This is a genomic window from Streptomyces sp. NBC_01485, assembly GCF_036227125.1.
Taxonomy (GTDB): domain Bacteria; phylum Actinomycetota; class Actinomycetes; order Streptomycetales; family Streptomycetaceae; genus Streptomyces.
Map to the genome: position 1 here is coordinate 1,818,870 of NZ_CP109435.1, position 20,598 is coordinate 1,839,467.

Annotated in this window: 19 protein-coding genes; 2 read left to right on the forward strand and 17 right to left on the reverse strand. The window is 69.4% G+C overall.

Features of this window, described 5'->3' with window-relative positions:
- Positions 1 to 13: 13 nt before the first annotated feature.
- Positions 14 to 1,669, forward strand: coding sequence for an allophanate hydrolase (gene atzF, locus OG352_RS08415; protein ID WP_329215759.1), 1,656 nt, complete (start codon positions 14 to 16; stop codon positions 1,667 to 1,669).
- A gap of 95 nt (positions 1,670 to 1,764) precedes the next feature.
- Here atzF and OG352_RS08420 read toward each other — a convergent pair whose 3' ends face one another.
- The 11 genes from OG352_RS08420 to OG352_RS08470 all read right to left on the reverse strand — a co-directional run bounded on the left by OG352_RS08420 (position 1,765) and on the right by OG352_RS08470 (position 13,231).
- Positions 1,765 to 4,617 (reverse strand): DEAD/DEAH box helicase, encoded by a 2,853-nt coding sequence (locus OG352_RS08420; RefSeq protein WP_329215760.1) that lies wholly within the window; start codon positions 4,615 to 4,617, stop codon positions 1,765 to 1,767.
- Positions 4,618 to 4,759: 142 nt separating this feature from the next.
- Positions 4,760 to 5,662 (reverse strand): twin-arginine translocase subunit TatC, encoded by a 903-nt coding sequence (gene tatC / locus OG352_RS08425; RefSeq protein WP_329223761.1) that lies wholly within the window; start codon positions 5,660 to 5,662, stop codon positions 4,760 to 4,762.
- A 92-nt stretch (positions 5,663 to 5,754) separates the two neighbouring features.
- A complete protein-coding gene (tatA, locus tag OG352_RS08430; RefSeq protein ID WP_329215761.1) occupies positions 5,755 to 6,042 on the reverse strand; it encodes a Sec-independent protein translocase subunit TatA in 288 nt (95 codons plus the stop codon).
- A 283-nt stretch (positions 6,043 to 6,325) separates the two neighbouring features.
- Positions 6,326 to 6,520, reverse strand: a complete 195-nt coding sequence (locus OG352_RS08435; RefSeq protein WP_329215762.1) for a hypothetical protein — start codon at positions 6,518 to 6,520, stop codon at positions 6,326 to 6,328.
- Positions 6,521 to 6,540: 20 nt separating this feature from the next.
- Positions 6,541 to 6,831, reverse strand: coding sequence for a hypothetical protein (locus OG352_RS08440; protein WP_329215763.1), 291 nt, complete (start codon positions 6,829 to 6,831; stop codon positions 6,541 to 6,543).
- Positions 6,828 to 7,898, reverse strand: a complete 1,071-nt coding sequence (locus tag OG352_RS08445) for a helix-turn-helix transcriptional regulator (RefSeq protein WP_329215764.1) — start codon at positions 7,896 to 7,898, stop codon at positions 6,828 to 6,830. Before OG352_RS08445 ends, OG352_RS08440 begins: the two co-directional genes overlap by 4 nt.
- Before the next feature lie 18 nt (positions 7,899 to 7,916).
- Positions 7,917 to 8,894, reverse strand: a complete 978-nt coding sequence (locus tag OG352_RS08450; RefSeq protein WP_329215765.1) for a helix-turn-helix transcriptional regulator — start codon at positions 8,892 to 8,894, stop codon at positions 7,917 to 7,919.
- A 129-nt stretch (positions 8,895 to 9,023) separates the two neighbouring features.
- The gene (locus OG352_RS08455; RefSeq protein ID WP_256909863.1) at positions 9,024 to 9,395 is read right to left on the reverse strand and encodes an FKBP-type peptidyl-prolyl cis-trans isomerase; all 372 of its coding nucleotides are present in this window, start codon (positions 9,393 to 9,395) and stop codon (positions 9,024 to 9,026) included.
- Positions 9,396 to 9,460: 65 nt separating this feature from the next.
- Entirely contained in the window at positions 9,461 to 10,474 is a 1,014-nt protein-coding gene (locus OG352_RS08460; RefSeq protein WP_329215766.1) for an FKBP-type peptidyl-prolyl cis-trans isomerase, read from the reverse strand.
- Between the two features lie 126 nt (positions 10,475 to 10,600).
- On the reverse strand, positions 10,601 to 11,962 hold the full coding sequence (gene pafA / locus OG352_RS08465; RefSeq protein ID WP_093774493.1) for a Pup--protein ligase: 1,362 nt from the start codon (positions 11,960 to 11,962) through the stop codon (positions 10,601 to 10,603).
- A 9-nt stretch (positions 11,963 to 11,971) separates the two neighbouring features.
- Positions 11,972 to 13,231 (reverse strand): MFS transporter, encoded by a 1,260-nt coding sequence (locus tag OG352_RS08470; protein ID WP_329215767.1) that lies wholly within the window; start codon positions 13,229 to 13,231, stop codon positions 11,972 to 11,974.
- Between the two features lie 120 nt (positions 13,232 to 13,351).
- Between OG352_RS08470 and OG352_RS08475 the strand changes: the two genes are divergently transcribed.
- Positions 13,352 to 14,368 (forward strand): LacI family DNA-binding transcriptional regulator, encoded by a 1,017-nt coding sequence (locus OG352_RS08475; RefSeq protein ID WP_329215768.1) that lies wholly within the window; start codon positions 13,352 to 13,354, stop codon positions 14,366 to 14,368.
- A gap of 67 nt (positions 14,369 to 14,435) precedes the next feature.
- On the opposite strand, the gene prcA is transcribed toward OG352_RS08475, so the two are convergent.
- The 6 genes from prcA to arc form a co-directional block, all read right to left on the reverse strand.
- A complete protein-coding gene (gene prcA, locus OG352_RS08480) occupies positions 14,436 to 15,173 on the reverse strand; it encodes a proteasome subunit alpha (RefSeq protein ID WP_329215769.1) in 738 nt (245 codons plus the stop codon).
- A gap of 62 nt (positions 15,174 to 15,235) precedes the next feature.
- Positions 15,236 to 16,081 (reverse strand): proteasome subunit beta, encoded by an 846-nt coding sequence (gene prcB / locus OG352_RS08485; RefSeq protein WP_329215770.1) that lies wholly within the window; start codon positions 16,079 to 16,081, stop codon positions 15,236 to 15,238.
- Positions 16,033 to 16,626: an endonuclease VII domain-containing protein gene (locus OG352_RS08490; RefSeq protein WP_329215771.1), complete on the reverse strand. Its 594-nt coding sequence runs from the start codon at positions 16,624 to 16,626 to the stop codon at positions 16,033 to 16,035. The genes prcB and OG352_RS08490 overlap by 49 nt, the downstream gene beginning before the upstream one ends.
- Positions 16,627 to 16,658: 32 nt before the next feature.
- Positions 16,659 to 16,877 carry a ubiquitin-like protein Pup gene (locus OG352_RS08495; protein WP_328482900.1) on the reverse strand — a complete coding sequence of 73 codons (219 nt, stop codon included), beginning with the start codon at positions 16,875 to 16,877 and terminating at the stop codon, positions 16,659 to 16,661.
- Between the two features lie 188 nt (positions 16,878 to 17,065).
- Complete coding sequence (gene dop / locus OG352_RS08500) at positions 17,066 to 18,577, reverse strand: depupylase/deamidase Dop (RefSeq protein ID WP_443072186.1); 1,512 nt, start codon at positions 18,575 to 18,577, stop codon at positions 17,066 to 17,068.
- Positions 18,578 to 18,811: 234 nt separating this feature from the next.
- Positions 18,812 to 20,578, reverse strand: coding sequence for a proteasome ATPase (arc, locus tag OG352_RS08505; RefSeq protein ID WP_329215772.1), 1,767 nt, complete (start codon positions 20,576 to 20,578; stop codon positions 18,812 to 18,814).
- Positions 20,579 to 20,598 lie beyond the last annotated feature (20 nt).

Below are 20,598 nucleotides of genomic sequence, written 5' to 3' on the forward strand. Positions count from 1 at the left end.
GAGGAGCACGAGAATGTCCCGCACCCTGTCCCGCGTCCGCGCCGCCTACGCCCGCATCGAGGCCACGGCCCGCCCGGAGATCTGGATCGACCTGCGGCCCCGGGAGGAGGTCGAGGCGGAGGCCCGCACGCTCGACGAACGGCTCGCCCGGGGCGAGCACCTCCCGCTCGCCGGCCGGCTGCTCGCCGCCAAGGGCAACATCGACGTGGCCGGCCTGCCCACCACGGCGGGCTGCCCGGCGTACGCCTACCAGCCCGCCGCCGACGCCCCCGTCGTGGCCCGCCTCCGGGCGGCCGGCGCGCTGGTGCTGGGCACCACGAACCTGGACCAGTTCGCGACCGGCCTGGTGGGCACCCGCTCCCCGCACGGCGCGGTCCGAGGCGCCCACGACCCGGCGCGGGTGAGCGGCGGTTCGAGCTCCGGCTCGGCCGTCGCGGTCGCTCTCGGCATCGTCGACCTCGCCCTCGGCACCGACACCGCCGGTTCGGGCCGGATCCCGGCCGCCTTCAACGGCATCGTCGGCCTCAAGCCCACCCGCGGCCTGGTCCCCACGGAGGGAGTCGTCCCGGCCTGCGCCTCGATCGACTGCGTGACGGTGTTCGCCCGCACGCTCCCCGAGGCCGAACGGGCACTGGCCCACATGGCGTCCCCGCCCGACCGCGCCCTGCCGTCCCTCCCCGCCCGAACCCCCGGCCCGTGGCGCATCGCGGTCCCGCCCCGCGAACAACTGGGCGAGCTGGACGAGGGCTGGGCGGAGGCCTACGAGGCGGCGGTACGGCAGGTCGGGGCGGCCGGGGCGGAGCTGCGCACCCTCGACCTCACCCCGTTCACCGAGGCCGCCGCGATGCTCTACCAGGGCGCGTTCGTCGCCGAGCGCTACACCGCCGTAGGCCACTTCGTCGACAAGTTGCTCGCGGAGGGCGGCGCGGGCCTGGACCCGACGGTCACCGGCATCATCACCCGAGCCCGCGACATCCCGGCCCACCAGCTCTACACGGACACCCAGCGCCTGACGGCCCTGCGCACCCGCGCCCTGGCCGAACTGGCCGACGCGGACGCCCTCTTGCTGCCGACGGCCCCCGGGCACCCCACCCTCGCCGAGGTCGCCGCCGACCCCCTTGGCGCCAACGCCCGCCTGGGCCGCTTCACCAACTCCACGAACCTCTTCGACCTGGCAGCGGTCGCCGTCCCGGCCGGCGAGGCAGGCGGCCTCCCCTTCGGCGTGATGCTGATCGGCCCGGCGTTCACGGACGAACGCCTGGCCCGAATCGCCGGACTGCTCCAACCGGATACGCAACTGGCAGTGGTGGGCGCGCACTTGACCGGCCAGCCACTGAACCCCCAACTCCTGGCCCTGGGCGCCCGCCTGGACCGCACGACGACAACAGCCGCCGCATACCGCCTCCACGCCCTGCACACGACCCCACCGAAGCCGGGCCTGGTACACGTGGGAGAAGGAGGCGCACAGATCGAGACAGAGATCTGGCACCTCCCACCAGAAGGCCTGGGCCGCCTACTGACGTCCCTCCCCCGCCCGATGACACTCGGCACCGTGCAACTGGCGGACGGCAGCAGCGTCCCGGGCTTCCTGTGCGAACCGAGCGCTCTGGAGAACGCCGAGGACATCACGCAACACGGCAGCTGGCGCTCATATCTCAACAAGCGCTGAGGCGAGGTACGTCAGGGGCGCGGGGCTCTATCGATTTGCGGCTCCGCCGCGTGGGCGCGAGCAACCACATGCTCCCCGCACCCGCCGTCAACCCGTCACCCCACCGACGAATAGGCGACAACCCCCCGCAGCAACTGATCAACCGCCTTACGCGCAGCCTTGGCCACGGTAGAACCCTCGGCCGCAGAGGCCGCAGAGATCTGCCCCAGCACATCAATCACCTGCTTGCACCACCGCACGAAGTCCCCCGCCGGCATCTCCGCCTCACGCAACACCTCATCGAGCCCCTTACCGGAAGCCCACATATACGCAGACCAGGCGAACCCGAGGTCAGGCTCACGCTGCCCGACCCCCTCCGTCTGGCTGATCCGGAAATCCTCCTCCAGCGCGTCCAGCCGCCCCCAGATCCGCACCATCTCACCGAGCGCGGCCTTCGCCTTGCCCGAGGGCAGCTTCGGCGCCATCGCGTCGTCGGCGACCCGCGACTCGTAGACCAGCGCCGAGACACAGGCGGCGAGCTCGGCGGGGGCCAGCCCCTCCCACACGCCCGCACGCAGGCATTCGCTCGCCAGCAGGTCGAGCTCGCCGTAGAGCCGGGCGAGCCGCTTGCCGTGCTCGGTGACCTCGTTGCCGCGCAGATAGTCCAGCTCGGTCAGCAGCGCCACGATCCGGTCGAACGTACGGGCGATGGTGTTGGTGCGTCCCTCGATACGGCGCTCCAGTTGCGAGGTGTCGCGCAGCAGCCGGTGGTAGCGCTCGGCCCAGCGGGCGTGGTCCTCGCGGTCGGAGCAGCCGTGGCAGGGGTGCGCGCGCAGCGCGGCGCGCAGCCGGGCGATCTCACGGTCGTCGGCGGCCTGGGCGCGCTGCTTGCGGGCCCGCTCCGGCGCGATGTGCCCGGCCTTGGTGCGCAGTGCGGAGGCGAGGTCGCGGCGGGACTGCGGCGAGCGCGGGTTGAACGTCTTGGGGATGCGCATCCGGTCCAGTGCCTCGACCGGTACCGGGAAGTCCATCGCGGCCAGCCGCTTGACCTGCCGCTCGGCGGTGAGGACCAGCGGACGCGGCCCGTCGTGCTGGTCGAAGCCGCGGTGACCGTTGGCCCGCCCGGCGGGCAGGCCCGGGTCGAGGACGAGTGCCAAGCCCGCGTACTTGCCGGCCGGCACGTGGATGACGTCGCCCGGCTTGAGCTTCTCCAGCGCCACGGCGGCCTCGACGCGCCGCTGGGTCGCGCCCTGCTTGGCCAGTTCGGTCTCGCGGTCCTTGAGATCGCGGCGCAGTTGCGCGTACTCGTCGAAGTCCCCGAGGTGGCAGGTCATGGAGGCCTTGTAGCCGTCGAGCCCCTCCTCGTTGCGCTGCACCTGCCGGGAGATCCCGACCACCGACCGGTCGGCCTGGAACTGCGCGAACGACGTCTCCAGCAGTTCCCTCGACCGGTGCCGGCCGAACTGCTCGACCAGGTTGACCGCCATGTTGTACGACGGTTTGAAGCTGGAGCGCAGCGGATACGTGCGGGTGCCGGCCAGTCCGGCGAGGTGGTCGGGGTTCATGGCGCGCTGCCACAGCACCACCGCGTGGCCCTCGACGTCGATGCCACGCCGGCCCGCGCGCCCGGTGAGCTGGGTGTACTCGCCGGGGGTGATGTCGGCGTGCTGCTCGCCGTTCCACTTGACGAGCTTCTCCAGCACCACGGACCGTGCGGGCATGTTGATGCCCAGCGCCAGCGTCTCGGTGGCGAACACGGCCTTGACCAGGCCGCGCACGAACAGTTCCTCGACGACCTCCTTGAACGACGGCAGCATGCCCGCGTGGTGGGCGGCGATACCGCGTTCCAGGCCCTCCAGCCACTCGTAGTAGCCGAGGACGTGCAGGTCCTCGTGCGGGATCGCGGCCGTGCGCTCCTCGACGAGGGCGCGGACCTCGGCCCGCGCGTCCTCGTCGTTCAGCCGCAGTCCGGCGTACAGGCACTGCTGGACGGCGGCCTCGCAGGCGGCGCGGCTGAAGATGAAGGTGATCGCGGGCAGCAGCCCCGCGGCGTCGAGCCGCTCGATGACCTCCGGCCGGCCCGGCGTCCACACCCGCGAACGCTGTCTGCGCTCCCGCTCACGGTCGGCCTCGCGCATGCTGCGGCCGCGTCTGCGGTCCTGGTACGAGGGCTTGCTCGCCTCCATGCGGGCCAGGCGCGCGAGGTCGGGGTTGACGGCCCTGCGGTGGCCCTCGCCCTCCTCGAACAGGTCGTACATCCGCCGTCCGGCGAGCACGTGCTGGAACAGCGGCACGGGCCGGTGCTCGGAGACGATCACCTCGGTGTCGCCGCGCACGGTGTCGAGCCAGTCGCCGAACTCCTCGGCGTTGGACACGGTCGCGGACAGACTGACCAGGGTGACCGACTCGGGAAGGTGAATGATCACTTCCTCCCATACGGCGCCCCGGAAGCGGTCGGAGAGGTAGTGCACCTCGTCCATCACCACGTAGCCCAGGCCGAGGAGGGTCTGCGAACCGGCGTACAGCATGTTCCGCAGCACCTCGGTGGTCATCACGACCACCGGGGCGTCGGAGTTGACGCTGTTGTCGCCGGTGAGCAGGCCCACCTTGTCGTTGCCGTAGCGGCGGCACAGGTCGGAGTACTTCTGGTTCGACAGCGCCTTGATGGGTGTCGTGTAGAAGCACTTCTTGCCCTGGAGCAGGGCGAGGTGGACGGCGAACTCGCCCACGATCGTCTTGCCCGAGCCGGTGGGGGCGGCCACCAGGACGCCCTTGCCCGCCTCGAGGGACTGGCAGGCCTCGATCTGGAAGGGGTCGAGACCGAAGTCGTACATCTCGCGGAAGGACGCGAGCGCGGTGGCCTGCTCGACAGCGCGCTTACGGGCTGCCGCATACCGCTCGGCCGGGGAGAGATCGTCTGTCATCGTGCTTTCGAGCGTACCGGGCCGCACTGACAACAGGACGATCATTATCCGGATCCACGGCTGGAGGTAGGCCGGGGTCGGCTCCGTGCGTGACCTGTGAGGCTCGTCGCCGCGTCACCGAAGAGCAGCAGGGGCCGGACGGATATCCGTCCGGCCCTCGTCCTTCCCGCCCGCTCGTCCGTCCCGCTCAGGTGACGTCGTCGTATCCGTTGACGCGCGACGATGTTCCCTCGATGCTCCCGGCCGCCTGATGCGACGCGGTCCCCGACGCCGACACGGGTTCGACCTCGTCGACGGCCTCCGGCGTGAGATCGATCCGCGACGCCTCGTCGTCGTCCAGCTCGGCGTCCGGATTCGCGCGGCGGCGGCGCCTGTCGTTGAGGAGGGAGACGCCCACGGCGATGAAGTACAGGACGATGATGGGACCGGCGAGCGCGATCATCCCGAAGGGGTCGGTGGTGGGGGTGGCCACGGCGCCGAAGACGAAGACGCCCATGACGACGCCACGCCACCAGCCGGCCATCCTGCGCCCGGTCACCATGCCGCTGAAGTTGAGCATGACAAGGAGGAGGGGCAGCTCGAAGGCCGCACCGAAGATCAGGATCATCCGGACGATGAAGTCCAGGACCTTGTCCATGGGCAGGATGTTCGCCGAACCGTCGGGCGTGATGCCGAGCAGCACGCGCATGCTGATCGGCAGAACCGTGTAGGCCAGCGCGGCACCGCCCAGGAAGAGCGGCACGGCCCCGGACACGAACCAGTAGGTGTACTTGCGCTCGTGCTTGTGCAGGCCCGGCGCCACGAACGCCCACAGCTGGTACAGCCAGATCGGGCTCGAAATGATGATTCCCGCCATGAAGCAGACCTTCACCGTGGTGGTGAAGGGCGACAGCAGGTCGGTGTACGCGATGACGGCGCAGGTGCCGCCGGTGGACTCACCCAGTCCCGTGGTGCACTTCGGCACCGGGCCCATCAGGAACGTCATCAGTTCCTGGCTGTAGAAGGCGACCACCACGGACACGACCGTGACGGCCAGCATGGCCTTCGCCAGCCGGTTGCGGAGCTCACGAAGATGATCCGCGAGGGGCATCCGCCCCTCGGGGTCCTTCTCCTGCTTCCGGGCAGACTTCAGCAACCCACGTTCCCATCTCGTACGGCGGGCCGGAGGTCACCGGCCCTGCGTCAGCGCTTCGTCGTGTCCGTCGGCTCGGTGACCGGGCGGGAGCTGGTCACGTCGCCGGGGGCGGCCTGGATGGTGCGCTGCGCCGGGGGCTGCTCGTCGTTGTTGGGCGGGCCGGCCGGGGTGGCCGTGCTGCTGCCCTCTTCCTTCATCGCCTTGGCCTCGCTCTTGAGAATGCGAGCGGACTTGCCGAGCGAGCGCGCCATGTCGGGAAGCTTCTTGGCGCCGAACAGTAGGATGACGACGACGAGGATGAGAAAAATCTCGGGGGCGCCGAGCCTTCCGAACATAAGTCTTTACCTTCTCACCGAGGCTGCGGGGGCGGGTTGCCGTCCGACCGGTCGGACATCCGTCCGAACAGTCGTACTGACAGCGATCGTAACGCTCCGGGGTAAACGTGAGGCAATCCCCGTGCGTACTCCCGGTAAGCGGTCCGGGCCTCGTTCTCCGAGCCGCGACCAGCAGCGTACCTGCCCCCGCCACCCGGACGGGAGGGCGAAGTGGCACAAAACGCATTCGCCGCAGGACTCACAGCACGCCCACAGCACACCGCGAGCCCCACCACAGCAGCCCTCACAGGGTGTCCACAGCCCGGGCCGCGCTCACGGCCGCCCGCTCCAGGTCCTGCGCGGCCCGGTCGATGCGCCGCGCGGACTCCGCGACCTGCCGCCCCAGCCGCTGCGCCTCCAGGAAGACCCGCACGACGAACACCGCGAGGACGACAAGACCCGCGAAACCCACGGCAACGGCGAACATCGGCCAGAACATGGAGCCGAGCCTAGACCCCGCTACGGGGTGTGCAGGCGCAGGGTCCGGACGCCGCCGCCGGTGAGCAGTTCGACGATCCGCTCGCCGGCCGGCTTGCGCACGGCCGCCCCGCAGTCGGGGCAGGTGAAGGAGTAGAAGGTGGTGCTGCTGGAGGCGCCGATCGCCAGCCGCAGGGCGCTCGCGGTGAGCTCGAAGGCCCCCCGGCAGTCGGGGCAGCCGGCTCTGAACCGCACCGGGGTCACGCTGCGCATTCCCGCGAACGCGGAAGCCACCGAGATGCCCGGCACACCGGACGCCACCGACTCGCTCAAAGCCCCTGCTCCCGCCCGTCGACCCGACTGTCACCCTGCCGCTGCCGCGAACGCGCCGGCAGGCCGCCCACCGCCCCCTGCGCCTCGATCCCGTCGTACGCCGCCAGCGCCTCGCGGGCGGCCCGGCGGGCGCTGTCGGCGAGGTCCGGCGGCGAGACGATCCGGCCCTCGCGGCCCAGGCGCAGGGCCAGCCGCCTCAGCGAGGCCGGTTCGGGCGTGCGCAGAGTGATACGCAGTCCGCCGTCCGGCAGCTCATCGGCGCTGTCGTGCGGGTAGTACTCGGCGACCCAGCGGCCGCCCGGCCCGACCTCGACGACGACCTCCGGGTCCTCTGCGGCCGGCTGCACCAGCCCCTCCGACAGGTCCCGCAGCTCGATCTCGGGCGGCGCGGACGGCTCGTCGAGAATCCTGATCTCGGCGACCCGGTCCAGCCGGAAGGTGCGCCGGGCCTCCGAGCGGCGGCACCAGGCCTCCACGTACGTGTGCCCGACGCTGACCAGCCGGATGGGGTCGATCTCGCGCTCGGTGACCTCGTCCCGAGCGGGCGAGTAGTAGCGGATCCACAGCCGGCGCCGCTCGGAGATCGCCCGGTCGACGTCCGCGAAGACCCCGCCCTCCGACTCGAACGTCACCGACAGCCGCGCGCTCGCGCCCGCCGCCTCACCGGCCGCGGCCTCCACCTTCGCCGTCGCCCGCAGCAGCGCCTGCCGGTCGCCCTCCCGCAGACCGGGCAGCGTGGACACCGCCCGGGCCGCCACCAGCAGCGCCGTCGCCTCGTCCGCGGCCAGCCGCAGCGGCTCGGCGGCCTCCGCGCCCAGCGCCGCCGGGTTGTGCCACCAGATACGCTCGCCGTCGGTGTCGATGTCGAGGAGATCGCCGCCGCGGAAACTCGTGCCGCACATGGGCAGCACATCGAGGTCCGAGACCAGCTCGTCCTCCGTGATCCCGAACGCGCGCGCCACGTCCTCGATCCGCGCGCCGGGGCGCTCCCTGAGATACGTCACCAGGGAGAGCATCCGCCGGGTCTGGTCGATCGCGTTCGCCGGCCTGACCGGTTTGCCTGCCACTGTGTTGCTCGCTCCCCCTCAGCCCTTCGCCACGGCCCGCAGCCGGTCCACGACGTCCGCCCGCAGTTCGGCGGGGTCCAGGACCACCACGTCCGGCCCGAACTCCACCAGCCAGGCGTCCAGCCCGTGCCCGTACGGAATCTCCAACTCGTCCCAGCCGTCCCCGAGTTCCCGAACCGCACTGGCCTTCGCCCGCAAGGGGTACCCGGAGCCCGTCCGCAGCCGGATCAGCGCGCTGCGGTCGGCGGTCTCCCCCGCCCAACTCGCGACCGTCTCCCGCACGGTGACGACATCGGGGACCTCCGCGGTCAAACGCGCCCCGCGCGAACGCACCTTCCCGGTGATCCGCGACAACCGGAACACCCGCTCCGCGCCCCGGTCCCGGTCGAAGCCCGCCAGATACCAGTGACCGCGCCAGCACTCCAGCGCCCACGGCTCGACATGCCGGGGCTCCGGGTGCGCGGCGGTCGCCTTGCGGTAGTCGAACACCACGGGACGACGGTCCCGGCAGGCCAGCATCAACGGCTCGAACGCGGCCTCGTGCACAGGGATCCGGGGCTCCAGCGCGCCGTGCGTCTCGTACGGGTCGACGTCCTCCGGGAGCCCCGCCGCACGCAGCTTCTGCAGGGCGCCGCTCGCGGCGCCCGCCAACCGCGCCTGCTGCCACACCTTGGCGGCCAGGCCAAGGGCCGCGGCCTCCTCGGCGTCCAGGGTGATGGGCGGCAGCCGGTTGCTGTCCCGGCGCGCGAGGTAGCCGATCTCGCCGTCCAGGCTCTCCACGGTCTCGATGACCAGGCCGAGCTCCCGCAGATCGTCCTTGTCCCGCTCGAACATCCGGTTGAAGGAGTCGTCCGACCCGGCCGCACCGCTCCCCGGCCGGAAGGTCTCGACATACGCCTCGATGGAATCGCGCAGCTCACGCTTGCTGAGCGGCCGGCGCGTCCCGAGCAGACACAGCGCCAGGTTCATCAGCCGCTCGGCCTTGGCAATGGCCATCGACGCCCTTCGCCTCCCCTATGGTGCTTACGATCGAGACCGTACCGCCCAGCGGTGCCGGGACAAAAGCCGAGGGCCCACACCCGGGCAGGCATGGGCCCCAGCCGATCACCACTGGTCCTACGACGATCAGACCCCGAGCAGGTCCACCACGAAGATCAGCGTCTCACCGGGCTTGATCGCCGGGGTCGGGCTCTGGTTGCCGTAGGCGAGGTGCGCGGGGATGGTCAGCTGACGACGGCCGCCGACCTTCATGCCCTGCACGCCCTGGTCCCAGCCCTTGATGACCCGGCCGCCGCCGAGCGGGAAGCGGAACGGCGTCCCACGGTTCCAGCTCGCGTCGAACTCCTCACCGGTGCTGAAGGCGACACCCACGTAGTGCACGGAAACGGTGTGACCCGCCTGCGCGACCTCGCCGTCGCCCTCCCAGATGTCCTTGATCTCGAGGTCCGCCGGGGGCTCGCCGCCGGGGAAGTCGATCTCGGGCTTGTCGATGCTCACGTCACTGGCTCCTGCATGTCTCACGGAAAGGCAACAACACGGACAGTCTTACATCTCTTGCTGCCTCACACCTTCGTGAGGATGTCCACCGAGAAGACCATCGTGGAGTCCTTCTCGATACCGCTGCCGCTCGGCGGACTGTCCCCGTAACCCAGCGCCGGGGGAACGACGATGACGACCCGGCTGCCCACCTTCTTGCCGGTCAGCCCCTGCGCCCAGCCCTTGACGACCCCCTGCAGCGAGAACGACGTCGGCGCGTCGCGGGTGTACGTCGAGTCGAACTCCTTGCCCGTCTCCCAGACGACGCCCTTGTACTGCACGAGCACGGTGTCGGCCGCCACGAGCGGCGCGCCGTCGCCCTCGATCACGTAGTTCGACACCAGCTTGGCCGGCGCGGCCGACTTGGGGATCTCGATCGAGGGCGCCTTGCCGTCGGTGTTCGTACCGACCTTCGGCACAGCGGCGTCGGACTGCGGGACGTCCTGGCCCTTGGCCGAGCTCTTCGGGCCGAACGCCTCCTGGATGTCGAACACGAACACCAGCGTGTCGGTGCCCTTGACACCCGCCTGCGCGTTGCCCTCCGCACCGAAACCCCAGGTCGGCGGGACGGAGAACTCCACCCGGCTGCCGACCTTCTTCCCCGTCAGGGCATAGCGGATGCCGTCCATGGAGGCACCCGGCGCGAGCTGGGTGAACTGCGGCTTGTTGGTCGAGAAGGTGTCCACGAGAACTTTCGCGGAGTCCCAGAGCTGGCCGATCAGGTTGGCCTGGATGGTGTCCTTCTCCACGACCGTCTTCCCACTGCCCGCGATCAGCGTCTTCACCGCCAGCTGGTCCGAAGGCGTACCGGTGCCCTTGGCGATCGTCGGCTTCTGACCGAACTTCGCCCCCGCCGTGATGGCCGGCAGCGGACCGTCGACGATCTTCGGCGGAGGCGCGGCCGACGTGGCCGACGGGGCCGGGGCGGAGGGCGACGCGCTGTCGCTCGCCTTGCTCGAGTCGGACTTGTCGTCACCGCACGCGGAGAGAGTGACCAGTCCCGCGGGTACGGCGGCAAGGATGAGTGAGCGTCGGCGCACGATGAAAGCCTCGTAATCGGTCGATCGTCTGATGGAGTGCGCGCAACTCTACGACGCGACGCGGGCACCGTACGGGAAACGTACGGTGCCCGCGTTGCGTTCCGCACCACATGCGGAACGCGTCGCTCACATGCCGGCGATCAGCTTCTCCACCCGGTCGTCCACCGAACGGAACGGGTCCTTGCACAGCACGGTGCGCTGCGCCTGGTCATTGAGCTTCAGGTGCACCCAGTCCACCGTGAAGTCCCGGCGCTGCTCCTGCGCACGCCGGATGAAGTCACCGCGCAACCGCGCCCGCGTGGTCTGCGGGGGCACCGACTTGCCCTCGAAGATCTTCAAGTCGTTGCAGATCCGGGCCGCCTGGCCCCTCCGCTCCAACAGGTAGTACAGACCACGACGACGGTGGATGTCGTGGTAGGCGAGGTCTATCTGCGCCACCCGCGGATGCGACATCGTCATGTTGTGCTTGGCCCGGTACCGCTCGATGAGCTTGTACTTCATCACCCAGTCGATCTCGGTGCCGATCGCGTCGAGGTCCTCCGCCTCGATCGAGTCCAGCGTGCGGCCCCACAGCTCCAGGACCTGGTCGACGACGCCGGTGCGGATGCCGCGACGCTCGACGAAGTCCACGGCCTTCTCGTAGTACTCGCGCTGCACCTCCAGCGCGGAGGCCTCCCGGCCACTGGCCAGCCGCACCTTGCGGCGGCCCGTGATGTCGTGACTGACCTCGCGGATCGCCCGGATCGGGTTCTCCAGCGTCAGATCCCGCATCACCGTGCCCGCCTCGATCATGCGCAGCACCAGATCGGTCGCACCGACCTTCAGCAGCATGGTCGTCTCGGACATGTTCGAGTCGCCCACGATGACATGCAGCCGGCGGTACCGCTCGGCGTCCGCGTGCGGCTCGTCACGCGTGTTGATGATGGGCCGCGAGCGGGTCGTCGCCGAGGAGACGCCCTCCCAGATGTGCTCGGCCCGCTGACTGACGCAGTAGACCGCCCCGCGGGGCGTCTGCAGCACCTTGCCCGCGCCGCACAGCAGCTGCCGGGTCACCAGGAACGGGATCAGGATGTCCGCGAGCCGGGAGAATTCCCCGTGCCGGGCCACCAGGTAGTTCTCGTGGCAACCATAGGAGTTGCCCGCCGAGTCCGTGTTGTTCTTGAAGAGGTAGACGTCGCCCGCGATTCCTTCCTCGTGCAGGCGTCGCTCCGCGTCCACCAGGAGTCCTTCGAGAATGCGCTCGCCCGCTTTGTCGTGGGTGACCAGCTCGGTCAGGTTGTCGCATTCCGGTGTCGCGTATTCCGGATGCGAACCCACGTCGAGATAGAGGCGGGCGCCGTTCCGCAGAAAGACATTACTGCTTCGGCCCCATGACACGACACGGCGGAAGAGGTACCGCGCCACCTCGTCGGGAGACAGTCGACGCTGTCCCCTGAACGTACATGTGACGCCGTACTCGTTCTCCAGCCCGAAAATGCGGCGGTCCATGAGTGAACATTACGCCCGATCACCCGAACTGAAACGGGGTTCGGCAGCACGGTTTGGATCATTTTCCGATGAAGCCGCAACCACCCCGCTTACAGCGGGAACTGCAAGTACCCGCCCTGTGGCCAGCAAAACCAAGAAAGCCACGGCCCCCGCCGCACCCGGCACCGCGAACCCCCACAGCGCACCGCCCGCCTCCACGACCGGCCCCGCCAGGCCCGTTCCCACCGACGCCCCCACCGTGAACGTCGTCACCAGCCACGAGAACGCCTCCGTCACCGTCCCGCGCGGCGCGTGCCGGTCCACGATGACGAACGCACACGCGAGGGCCGGCGCCAGGAACACCCCCGCCAGCGCCGCCAACGCCACCATGGCCACCGCACCCGGCATCAGCAGCAGCGGCAGGTAACACACCGCCAGCAACGCCACCAGCCCGCGCAGCCGCCGCTCCGGCGTCCCCGCCCACCGCCGCGCCCCGTACACCACACCGCCGACCAGCGCGCCGAGCCCCACGGCCGCCATCAGCCAGCCGTACACCGCGGCACCGCCGTGGTCGTCCGCGTACGCCACGGAGGCCACCGAGATCGACCCCAGGGCGATGCCGACGAACAGGAACGAACCCAGCAGCGCGAGCAGCCCCGGCGAACGCAGCGCGCCCAGCCAGTGCGCCTCGCGCGGATCGGAGCGCCACGCGCGCGAAGGGGCCGCCACGACCACCGAGAGCGCCCCCAGCACCCCCACGGCGTTCAGCACCAGCAGCGCGACCTGCGGCGACCACAGCGCCGTGCACAGCGTCACCAGCAGCGGGCCGACCGTGAACAGCACCTCCTGGGCGACGGCGTCCATGGCGTACGCCGTGTGGATCTGGTCCTCGCGGCGCAGCACCGACGGCCACAGGGCCCGCAGCCCGCCCTCCAGGGGCGGGGTGAACAGACCGGCGGCGGCCACCGCGGCGTACGCCGGCGCGAGCGGATCCGCGCCCACGACGGCGAACACCGCTATGGCGAGCGCCGAGGCCAGCGCGGCGGGCAACTGCACCCTCGGCTGCCCGTACAGATCGACCAGCCGCCCCAGCAACGGCTGCCCGACGGCGTTCGCGACGCCGTACACCGCCGCCAGCGCCCCCGCGAGGCTGTACGTGCCGCCCTGCGCGCGGACGAACAGCACGATCGCGATCGCGCCCGTGGCGTTGGGCAGCCGGCCGACGAGCGTGCCGGTCAGCAGCCGGGCGGCGTGCTTCGCCCTGAGGATCTCCAGGTATCCCGCGGCCAATGTCCCGCCTCCGTCGGCTCGCCCGAGGCGGTGGACCACCTCGAAGTTTTACGTATAACGTCTCTTGTCATACGTACCATGTGCGCTGTTCACCAGTCCAGACGAAGGAGCAGGCCCACCGTGGCACGAGGTAGCACGCGCCCTACGAGCCGCGACGTCGCCCAGGCCGCAGGAGTCTCCCAGGCCGCCGTCTCCCTCGTCCTCGGCGACAAGTGGCGCGGCCGCGTCTCCGCGACCACGGCCGAACGCGTACGGGAAGCCGCCCGCGAACTCGGCTACCGGCCCAACCTCGCCGCCCGCAACCTCCGCCTCGGCCACACCCGCACCGTCCTCCTCGTCGTCCCCGCCCTGACGACGGAATTCTTCGCCGGTGTCTACACCGGCGCGGCACGCGTGGCCGCCGAGCACGGCTTCGGAGTCGTCCTCTACCCCTCCCCCGAAGGCGTCGGCCCCGCCCGCGACCCCTTCGCCTCCGCCCAGGCCGCCCTCGACGGCGTCCTCGCCTCCTCCATGGCCGCCGACGCCCTCACCGCCATCCGCGGCGACCAGCTCCCCCTCGTCATGCTCGACAGCGACCCCACCGGAAGCCTCGGCGCGGCCACCGTCAACCTCGACATCACCGACGGCGTACGCCAGATCACCGACCACCTCCTCGGCCTCGGCCACCGGCACTTCCTGCACCTCGCGGCCGACGTGCCCTCCTGGACCTTCGAGGCACGCGCGCGTGAGCTCACCGAACGCATCGGCGCGGTGCCGGGCACCTCGGTCCGCACCGCCCCCGCCCCGATCTCCATCCCCGGCGCCCTGGCCGCCGCGGAAGCGGCCCTCAGCACCCCCGGACCACGCCCCACAGCCGTCGTCTGCGACGACGACAAACTCGCGGCCGGCGTCTACAAAGCCCTGCGCCGCCTCGGCCTGCGCGTACCCGACGACATGTCCGTCACCGGCCTGGACGACCTCGCCCTCGCCACCGCCCTCGACCCCGAACTGACGACCGTACGACTCGACGCCGAGCTCTTCGGCGAACGGGGCATGCAGGCCCTCCTCGCCGTCCTGGAGGGCCGCACACCGGACGGCGGGGACATCCCCGTCCAACTCGTCGTACGAGCCTCCACAGCCCCACCCAACGCCTCCTGAAACGCCTTGCGCCCCGGCCGAGGAGTCGACCGGGGCGCAAGGCGTGGGACGAGGGGTGAGGCGAGGGCTACTCCTCGTCGGAGCTCTCCGCCTCCGTGGACGCGCCGTCCGTCTCCAGCAGGCGCCCCAGCTGACGACCGACGATCCGCTTGAACTTGCGCTTCTGCGGCCGCGTACGGTCCAGCACCGCCACCTCCAGCCGCTCCGCCGGAATCTCCCGCTCCGTGCCGTTGGTGTCCCGCGACAGCGCCTGAACGGCCAGCTTCAACGCCTCGGCAAGGCTCATGCCCTCCTCGTGACGCTGATCCAGATAACCGCTGATCTGCTCGGCGTTGCCACCGACCGCCACCGAACCGTGCTCGTCCACGATCGACCCGTCGTGCGGCAGCCGGTAGATCTGGTCGCCGTCCGGCGTCTCACCGACCTCCGCCACGACCAGCTCCACCTCGTACGGCTTCTCACCGGCCGAGGAGAAGATCGTGCCCAGCGTCTGCGCGTACACGTTGGCCAGACCACGAGCGGTCACGTCGTCACGGTCGTAGGTGTAACCACGAAGATCGGCGTACCGGACGCCACCGATCCGCAGGTTCTCGTACTCGTTGTACTTACCGGCGGCCGCGAAACCGATCCGGTCGTAGATCTCGCTGAACTTGTGCAGCGCACGGGACGGATTCTCGCCGACGAACACGATGCCGTCGGCGTACTGGATCACGACGAGGCTGCGCCCGCGCGCGATGCCCTTGCGGGCGTACTCGGCGCGGTCGGCCATCGCCTGCTGGGGGGAGACATAGAACGGCGTCGACACCGGTTATCCGTCCCTTTCTGTCGAAGTCACTGGATCACCTGGGATGAGAACGGGGCCGCCGACTACAGCAGAGCGGCGCGCGGGCCGTCCGGCTGCTCCAGGCGACGCTCCAGGATCGAGCGGGCGATCTCCGACGACTCCTCGTCGGTCAGCCGACGGAAGCCGTCCTCGGTGATCACGGTGACGATCGGGTAGATCCGACGGGCGACATCGGGACCACCGGTCGCCGAGTCGTCGTCAGCCGCGTCGTAGAGGGCCTGGACCACGAGCGTCGTGGCCTCGTCCTCGGTCAGGTCGTTGCGGAAGAGCTTCTTCATCGCCCCGCGCGCGAAGATCGAGCCGGAGCCGGTGGCGGCGAAATGGTGCTCCTCGGAGCGACCGCCCGTGACGTCGTACGAGAAGATCCGGCCCCGGTCCCGGTCCACGTCGAACCCGGCGAACAGCGGAACCACGGCCAGGCCCTGCATGGCCATCCCCAGGTTCGAACGGATCATGGTCGACAAACGGTTCGCCTTGCCCTCCAGCGAGAGCTGCGCGCCTTCGACCTTCTCGAAGTGCTCCAGCTCCAACTGGAACAGCTTGACCATCTCGACGGCCAGACCGGCGGTACCGGCGATGCCGACGGCCGAGTACTCGTCCGCCGGGAAGACCTTCTCGATGTCCCGCTGCGCGATGACGTTGCCCATGGTGGCGCGGCGGTCACCGGCGAGCACGACTCCACCGGGGAACGTCACGGCCACGATCGTCGTCCCGTGCGGCGCCTCGATCACACCCTGCGTCGGAGGCAACTGCCGCTTGCCGGGCAGCATCTCCGGCTGGTGATCGGAGAGAAAGTCCATGAAGGACGAGGACCCGGGCGTCAGGAAGGCAGCCGGTAGACGCCCGGTGCTACGAGTGTTGGCTTCCACGTCGTTCCCTCCAGGTAGGCAACAGCCCGGCGACCGACGTCGGGATCGTCTCCCAACTTGCCGATGGCCGAATTGCAGTTGAAGCACAGTACGCCACGGACCCTACCCGTGTTGTGGCAGTGATCCACATGGACGGCAGGAGCTTTCAGGCAGATCACACAGAGCCCCATCTGAGAGGCGACCATGGCGTCCCGCTCGGCTTCCGTCATGCCGTACTGGCGTTTGAGATGCCCCCGCCGGCCCTTGACGGCTTTGCATGCCTTGCAACAGGTCGCAAGGCCGTCGGACGCTGTGGCGTTGCGGTGCCACTCACTGTGCGGCTTGATCTCCTCGCAGCTGCGGCAGAACTTGTGACCCTCGGGCGTCTCCACACGCGGCCGCACGTTCTTTCCCTTCGCCAGTTGCCGCGCCTGGTGATAAGCCGCCCAGCACTCCCGGCAGTAGGCCTGCAACCCGTCCCGGGTCGCCTTGTTACCGGCGAAGGTTGCTCGCGGCTTGGACTCCTTGCACCGCGAGCAACGCTTCACGCCCTCTTCGCTTGCCAACTCCAGACCCCCAGAAACCTTCGATACAAAGGCTACTGGCCGCCCTTCTGAACGAAACTTCGAACGAAGTCCTCGGCATTTTCCTCGAGTACATCGTCAATTTCGTCAAGAACCGAGTCCACGTCGTCGCTCAGCTTCTCCTGGCGCTCCTTGAGGTCTTCCGAGGCCTGCGCCTCGGGCGCCTGCTCTTCGGTCTCCTCCGTGGAGCGCGTCGCCTTCTGCTGGCCGCCGCCGGTGTCCTTGGTCGCCATAACCCTCACCCCGCTCTTTCGCCCGACATGGTCGACAGGTCGGCATTCCTGCCGATCGGTGATGATCAGACCCTACAAGCCGGGTCCGACATCGGCCCCGCAGTTGTCACAACGTACGGGCGCCACCTCGATGATTCCCGGACGAGGGGATTTCCACCCCGTCCGGCAGGTTCGGTCCGGGTGGCCGTTCAGCCGCCCGAGAGGACCCTGACCAGGTCTTCTGCCGTACGGCAGCGGTCCAGGAGCTCCTTGACATGATTTCGCGTTCCGCGAAGCGGTTCGAGGGTTGGGACGCGCTGGAGCGAATCCCGGCCCGGCAGGTCGAAGATCACCGAGTCCCAGGAGGCGGCGGCGACGTCGTCGGCGTACTGCTCCAGGCAGCGGCCGCGGAAGTACGCGCGCGTGTCCTCCGGGGGCTTCGTGATCGCCCGCTCGACCTCGGTCTCGTCCAGGAGCCGTTTCATGCGGCCGCGGGCCGCGAGACGGTTGTAGAGGCCCTTCTCGGCCCGTACGTCGGCGTACTGGAGGTCGACGAGGTGCAGGCGCGCGGCGTCCCAGTCGAGGCCGTCACGGCGCCGGTAGCCCTCCATGAGTTCCCGCTTGGCGACCCAGTCCAGTTCGCCGGCGAGGCTCATGGGGTCGTTCTCCAGGCGGTTCAGGGTGTCCTCCCAACGGGTGAGGACGTCCTTGGTCTGGTCGTCGGCGTCCGCGCCGTAGCGCTCCTCCACGTACTTGCGCGAGAGCTCGAAGTACTCCATCTGGAGTTGGACCGCGGTGAGTGTGCGGCCGCTGCGGAGGGTGACCAGGCGCTTGAGGGTCGGGTCGTGGGAGACCTGGTGAAGGGTGCGGACGGGCTGGTCGACGGCCAGGTCCACGGCGATGAAGCCGTCCTCGATCATGGAGAGGACCAGCGCCGTCGTGCCGAGCTTCAGGTACGTCGAGATCTCGGAGAGGTTCGCGTCGCCGATGATCACGTGGAGGCGGCGGTATTTCTCGGCGTCCGAGTGCGGTTCGTCGCGGGTGTTGATGATCGGGCGCTTGAGGGTCGTCTCGAGGCCGACCTCGACCTCGAAGTAGTCGGCGCGCTGGCTGAGCTGGAAGCCGTGTTCGTGGCCGTCCTGGCCGATGCCGACGCGGCCGGCGCCGGTGACGACCTGGCGCGAGACGAAGAACGGCGTCAGGTGGCGCACGATGTCGGAGAAGGCGGTTTCCCGCTTCATCAGGTAGTTCTCATGGGTGCCGTAGGAGGCGCCCTTGTTGTCGGTGTTGTTCTTGTAGAGGTGGATGGGCTGGGCGCCGGGCAACTGGGCGGCCCGTTCCGCCGCCTCGGCCATGATCCGTTCGCCGGCCTTGTCCCAGAGGACGGCGTCCCGGGGGTTGGTGACCTCGGGGGCGCTGTATTCGGGGTGTGCGTGGTCGACGTAGAGGCGGGCGCCGTTGGTGAGGATGACGTTGGCGAGGCCGATGTCCTCGTCGGTGAGCTGGCTGGAGTCGGCTGCCTCGCGGGCGAGGTCGAAGCCTCGCGCGTCGCGCAGCGGGTTCTCCTCCTCGAAGTCCCAGCGGGCCCGGCGGGCCCGGTGCATCGCCGCCGCGTAGGCGTTGACGATCTGGGACGAGGTGAGCATGGCATTGGCGTTGGGGTGGCCGGCAACGGAGATGCCGTACTCCGTCTCGATGCCCATTACTCGCCGTACGGTCATGCGGCCCTCCTTGCCCGGCGGCACCCTCGGTCGTGGGCGCCGCTCAGATACCGGTGGTGCTCCGGTGCGTGCGCGGTGCCCGTCCCCGCAACTCGCGACCCGGCGGTACGGAAGAGCCTAGAACGCCTCTGCGCTGGTGGGGAGATCATTTGCGTCATTGCCTTGCTCCAGCCGTGGCCTGAAAAACAGGGCGGCTGCGGGTACCCGTGGAGGGCACCCGCAGCCGCCCTGTTTTTACAGGTACTGTCCGGTGTTCGCCACCGTGTCGATGGAGCGTCCGGTGTCGGCGCCCTGCTTTCCGGTGATGAGGGTACGGATGTAGACGATCCGTTCGCCCTTCTTTCCGGAGATTCGGGCCCAGTCGTCGGGGTTGGTGGTGTTGGGAAGGTCCTCGTTCTCCTTGAACTCGTCCACGCATGCCTGGAGGAGGTGGGAGACGCGGAGGCCCTTCTGGTTCTTGTCGAGGAAGTCCTTGATCGCCATTTTCTTGGCGCGGCCCACGATGTTCTCGATCATTGCGCCGGAGTTGAAGTCCTTGAAGTAGAGGACTTCTTTGTCGCCGTTGGCGTAGGTGACTTCCAGGAAGCGGTTCTGCTCGGATTCGGCGTACATGTGTTCCACTGCCGTCTGGATCATGCTCTGGACGGTGATGGTCCTGTCGCCGCCGTGTTCGCCCACGTCCTCGGAGTGCAGGGGGAGGCGTTCGGTGAGGTACTTCTGGAAGATGTCCTTGGCCGCTTCGGCGTCCGGGCGCTCGATCTTGATCTTCACGTCGAGGCGGCCAGGGCGCAGGATGGCGGGGTCGATCATGTCCTCGCGGTTGGAGGCGCCGATGACGACCACGTTCTGCAGGCCTTCGACGCCGTCGATCTCGGCGAGGAGCTGCGGGACGATGGTGTTCTCGACATCGGAGCTGACGCCGGAGCCGCGGGTGCGGAAGAGGGATTCCATCTCGTCGAAGAAGACGATGACGGGGGTGCCCTCGGAGGCCTTCTCCCTGGCGCGCTGGAAGACGAGGCGGATCTGCCGCTCGGTCTCGCCGACGTACTTGTTGAGGAGCTCGGGGCCCTTGATATTGAGGAAGAAGCTCTTGCCGGTGGCCTGGCCGGTGACCTCGGCGACCTTTTTGGCCAGCGAGTTGGCGACGGCCTTGGCGATGAGCGTCTTGCCGCATCCGGGGGGCCCGTAGAGCAGGACGCCCTTGGGGGGGCGCAGCTCGTGCTCCTTGAAGAGGTCGGGGTAGAGGTAGGGGAGCTCGACGGCGTCGCGGATCATCTCGATCTGGCCGCCCAGACCGCCGATCTGCTCGTAGCCGATGTCCGGGACCTCTTCGAGGACGAGTTCCTCGACCTCGCTCTTGGGGACGACCTCGTAGACGTAGCCGGAGCGGGGTTCGAGCAAGAGGGCGTCGCCGGGGCGGATGACGACGTCGAGGAGTGGCTCGGCGAGCCGTACCACTCTTTCCTCGTCGGTGTGCCCCTGCACCAGGGCGCGTACGCCGTCCTCAAGGATCTCCTTGAGGGTGACGATGTCCCCGACGCTCTCGTACTCCATGGCCTCGACCACGTTGAGGGCTTCGTTGAGCATTACTTCCTGGCCGCGTCGTAGCTCGTCGAGCTCGACGCCGGGGCTGACGTTCACGCGGAGTTTGCGGCCTCCGGTGAAGATGTCGGCTGTGCCGTCCTCGTTCGCCGTGAGGAAGACACCGAAGCCGGCCGGCGGCTGGGCGAGCCGGTCGACTTCCTCCTTGAGGGCCACGATCTGGTCGCGGGCCTCACGGAGTGTGTTGGCGAGTCGCTCGTTCTGGGCGGACACGCCGGCCAGGTTGGTCTGCAGCTCGACGATCCGCTCTTCGAGAATCCTCGTGTGTCGCGGAGAGTCGGCGAGCTTACGTCGCAGGACGGCGATCTCCTGCTCAAGGTAGGCAATCTGCCCGGACGGGTCGTCGGACCCTCGTCCCGGGCGGATGCCGCGGTTCATGTCGTCGTCGTGGGCTGCCACGGTCCTCACCTCCTCCAAGG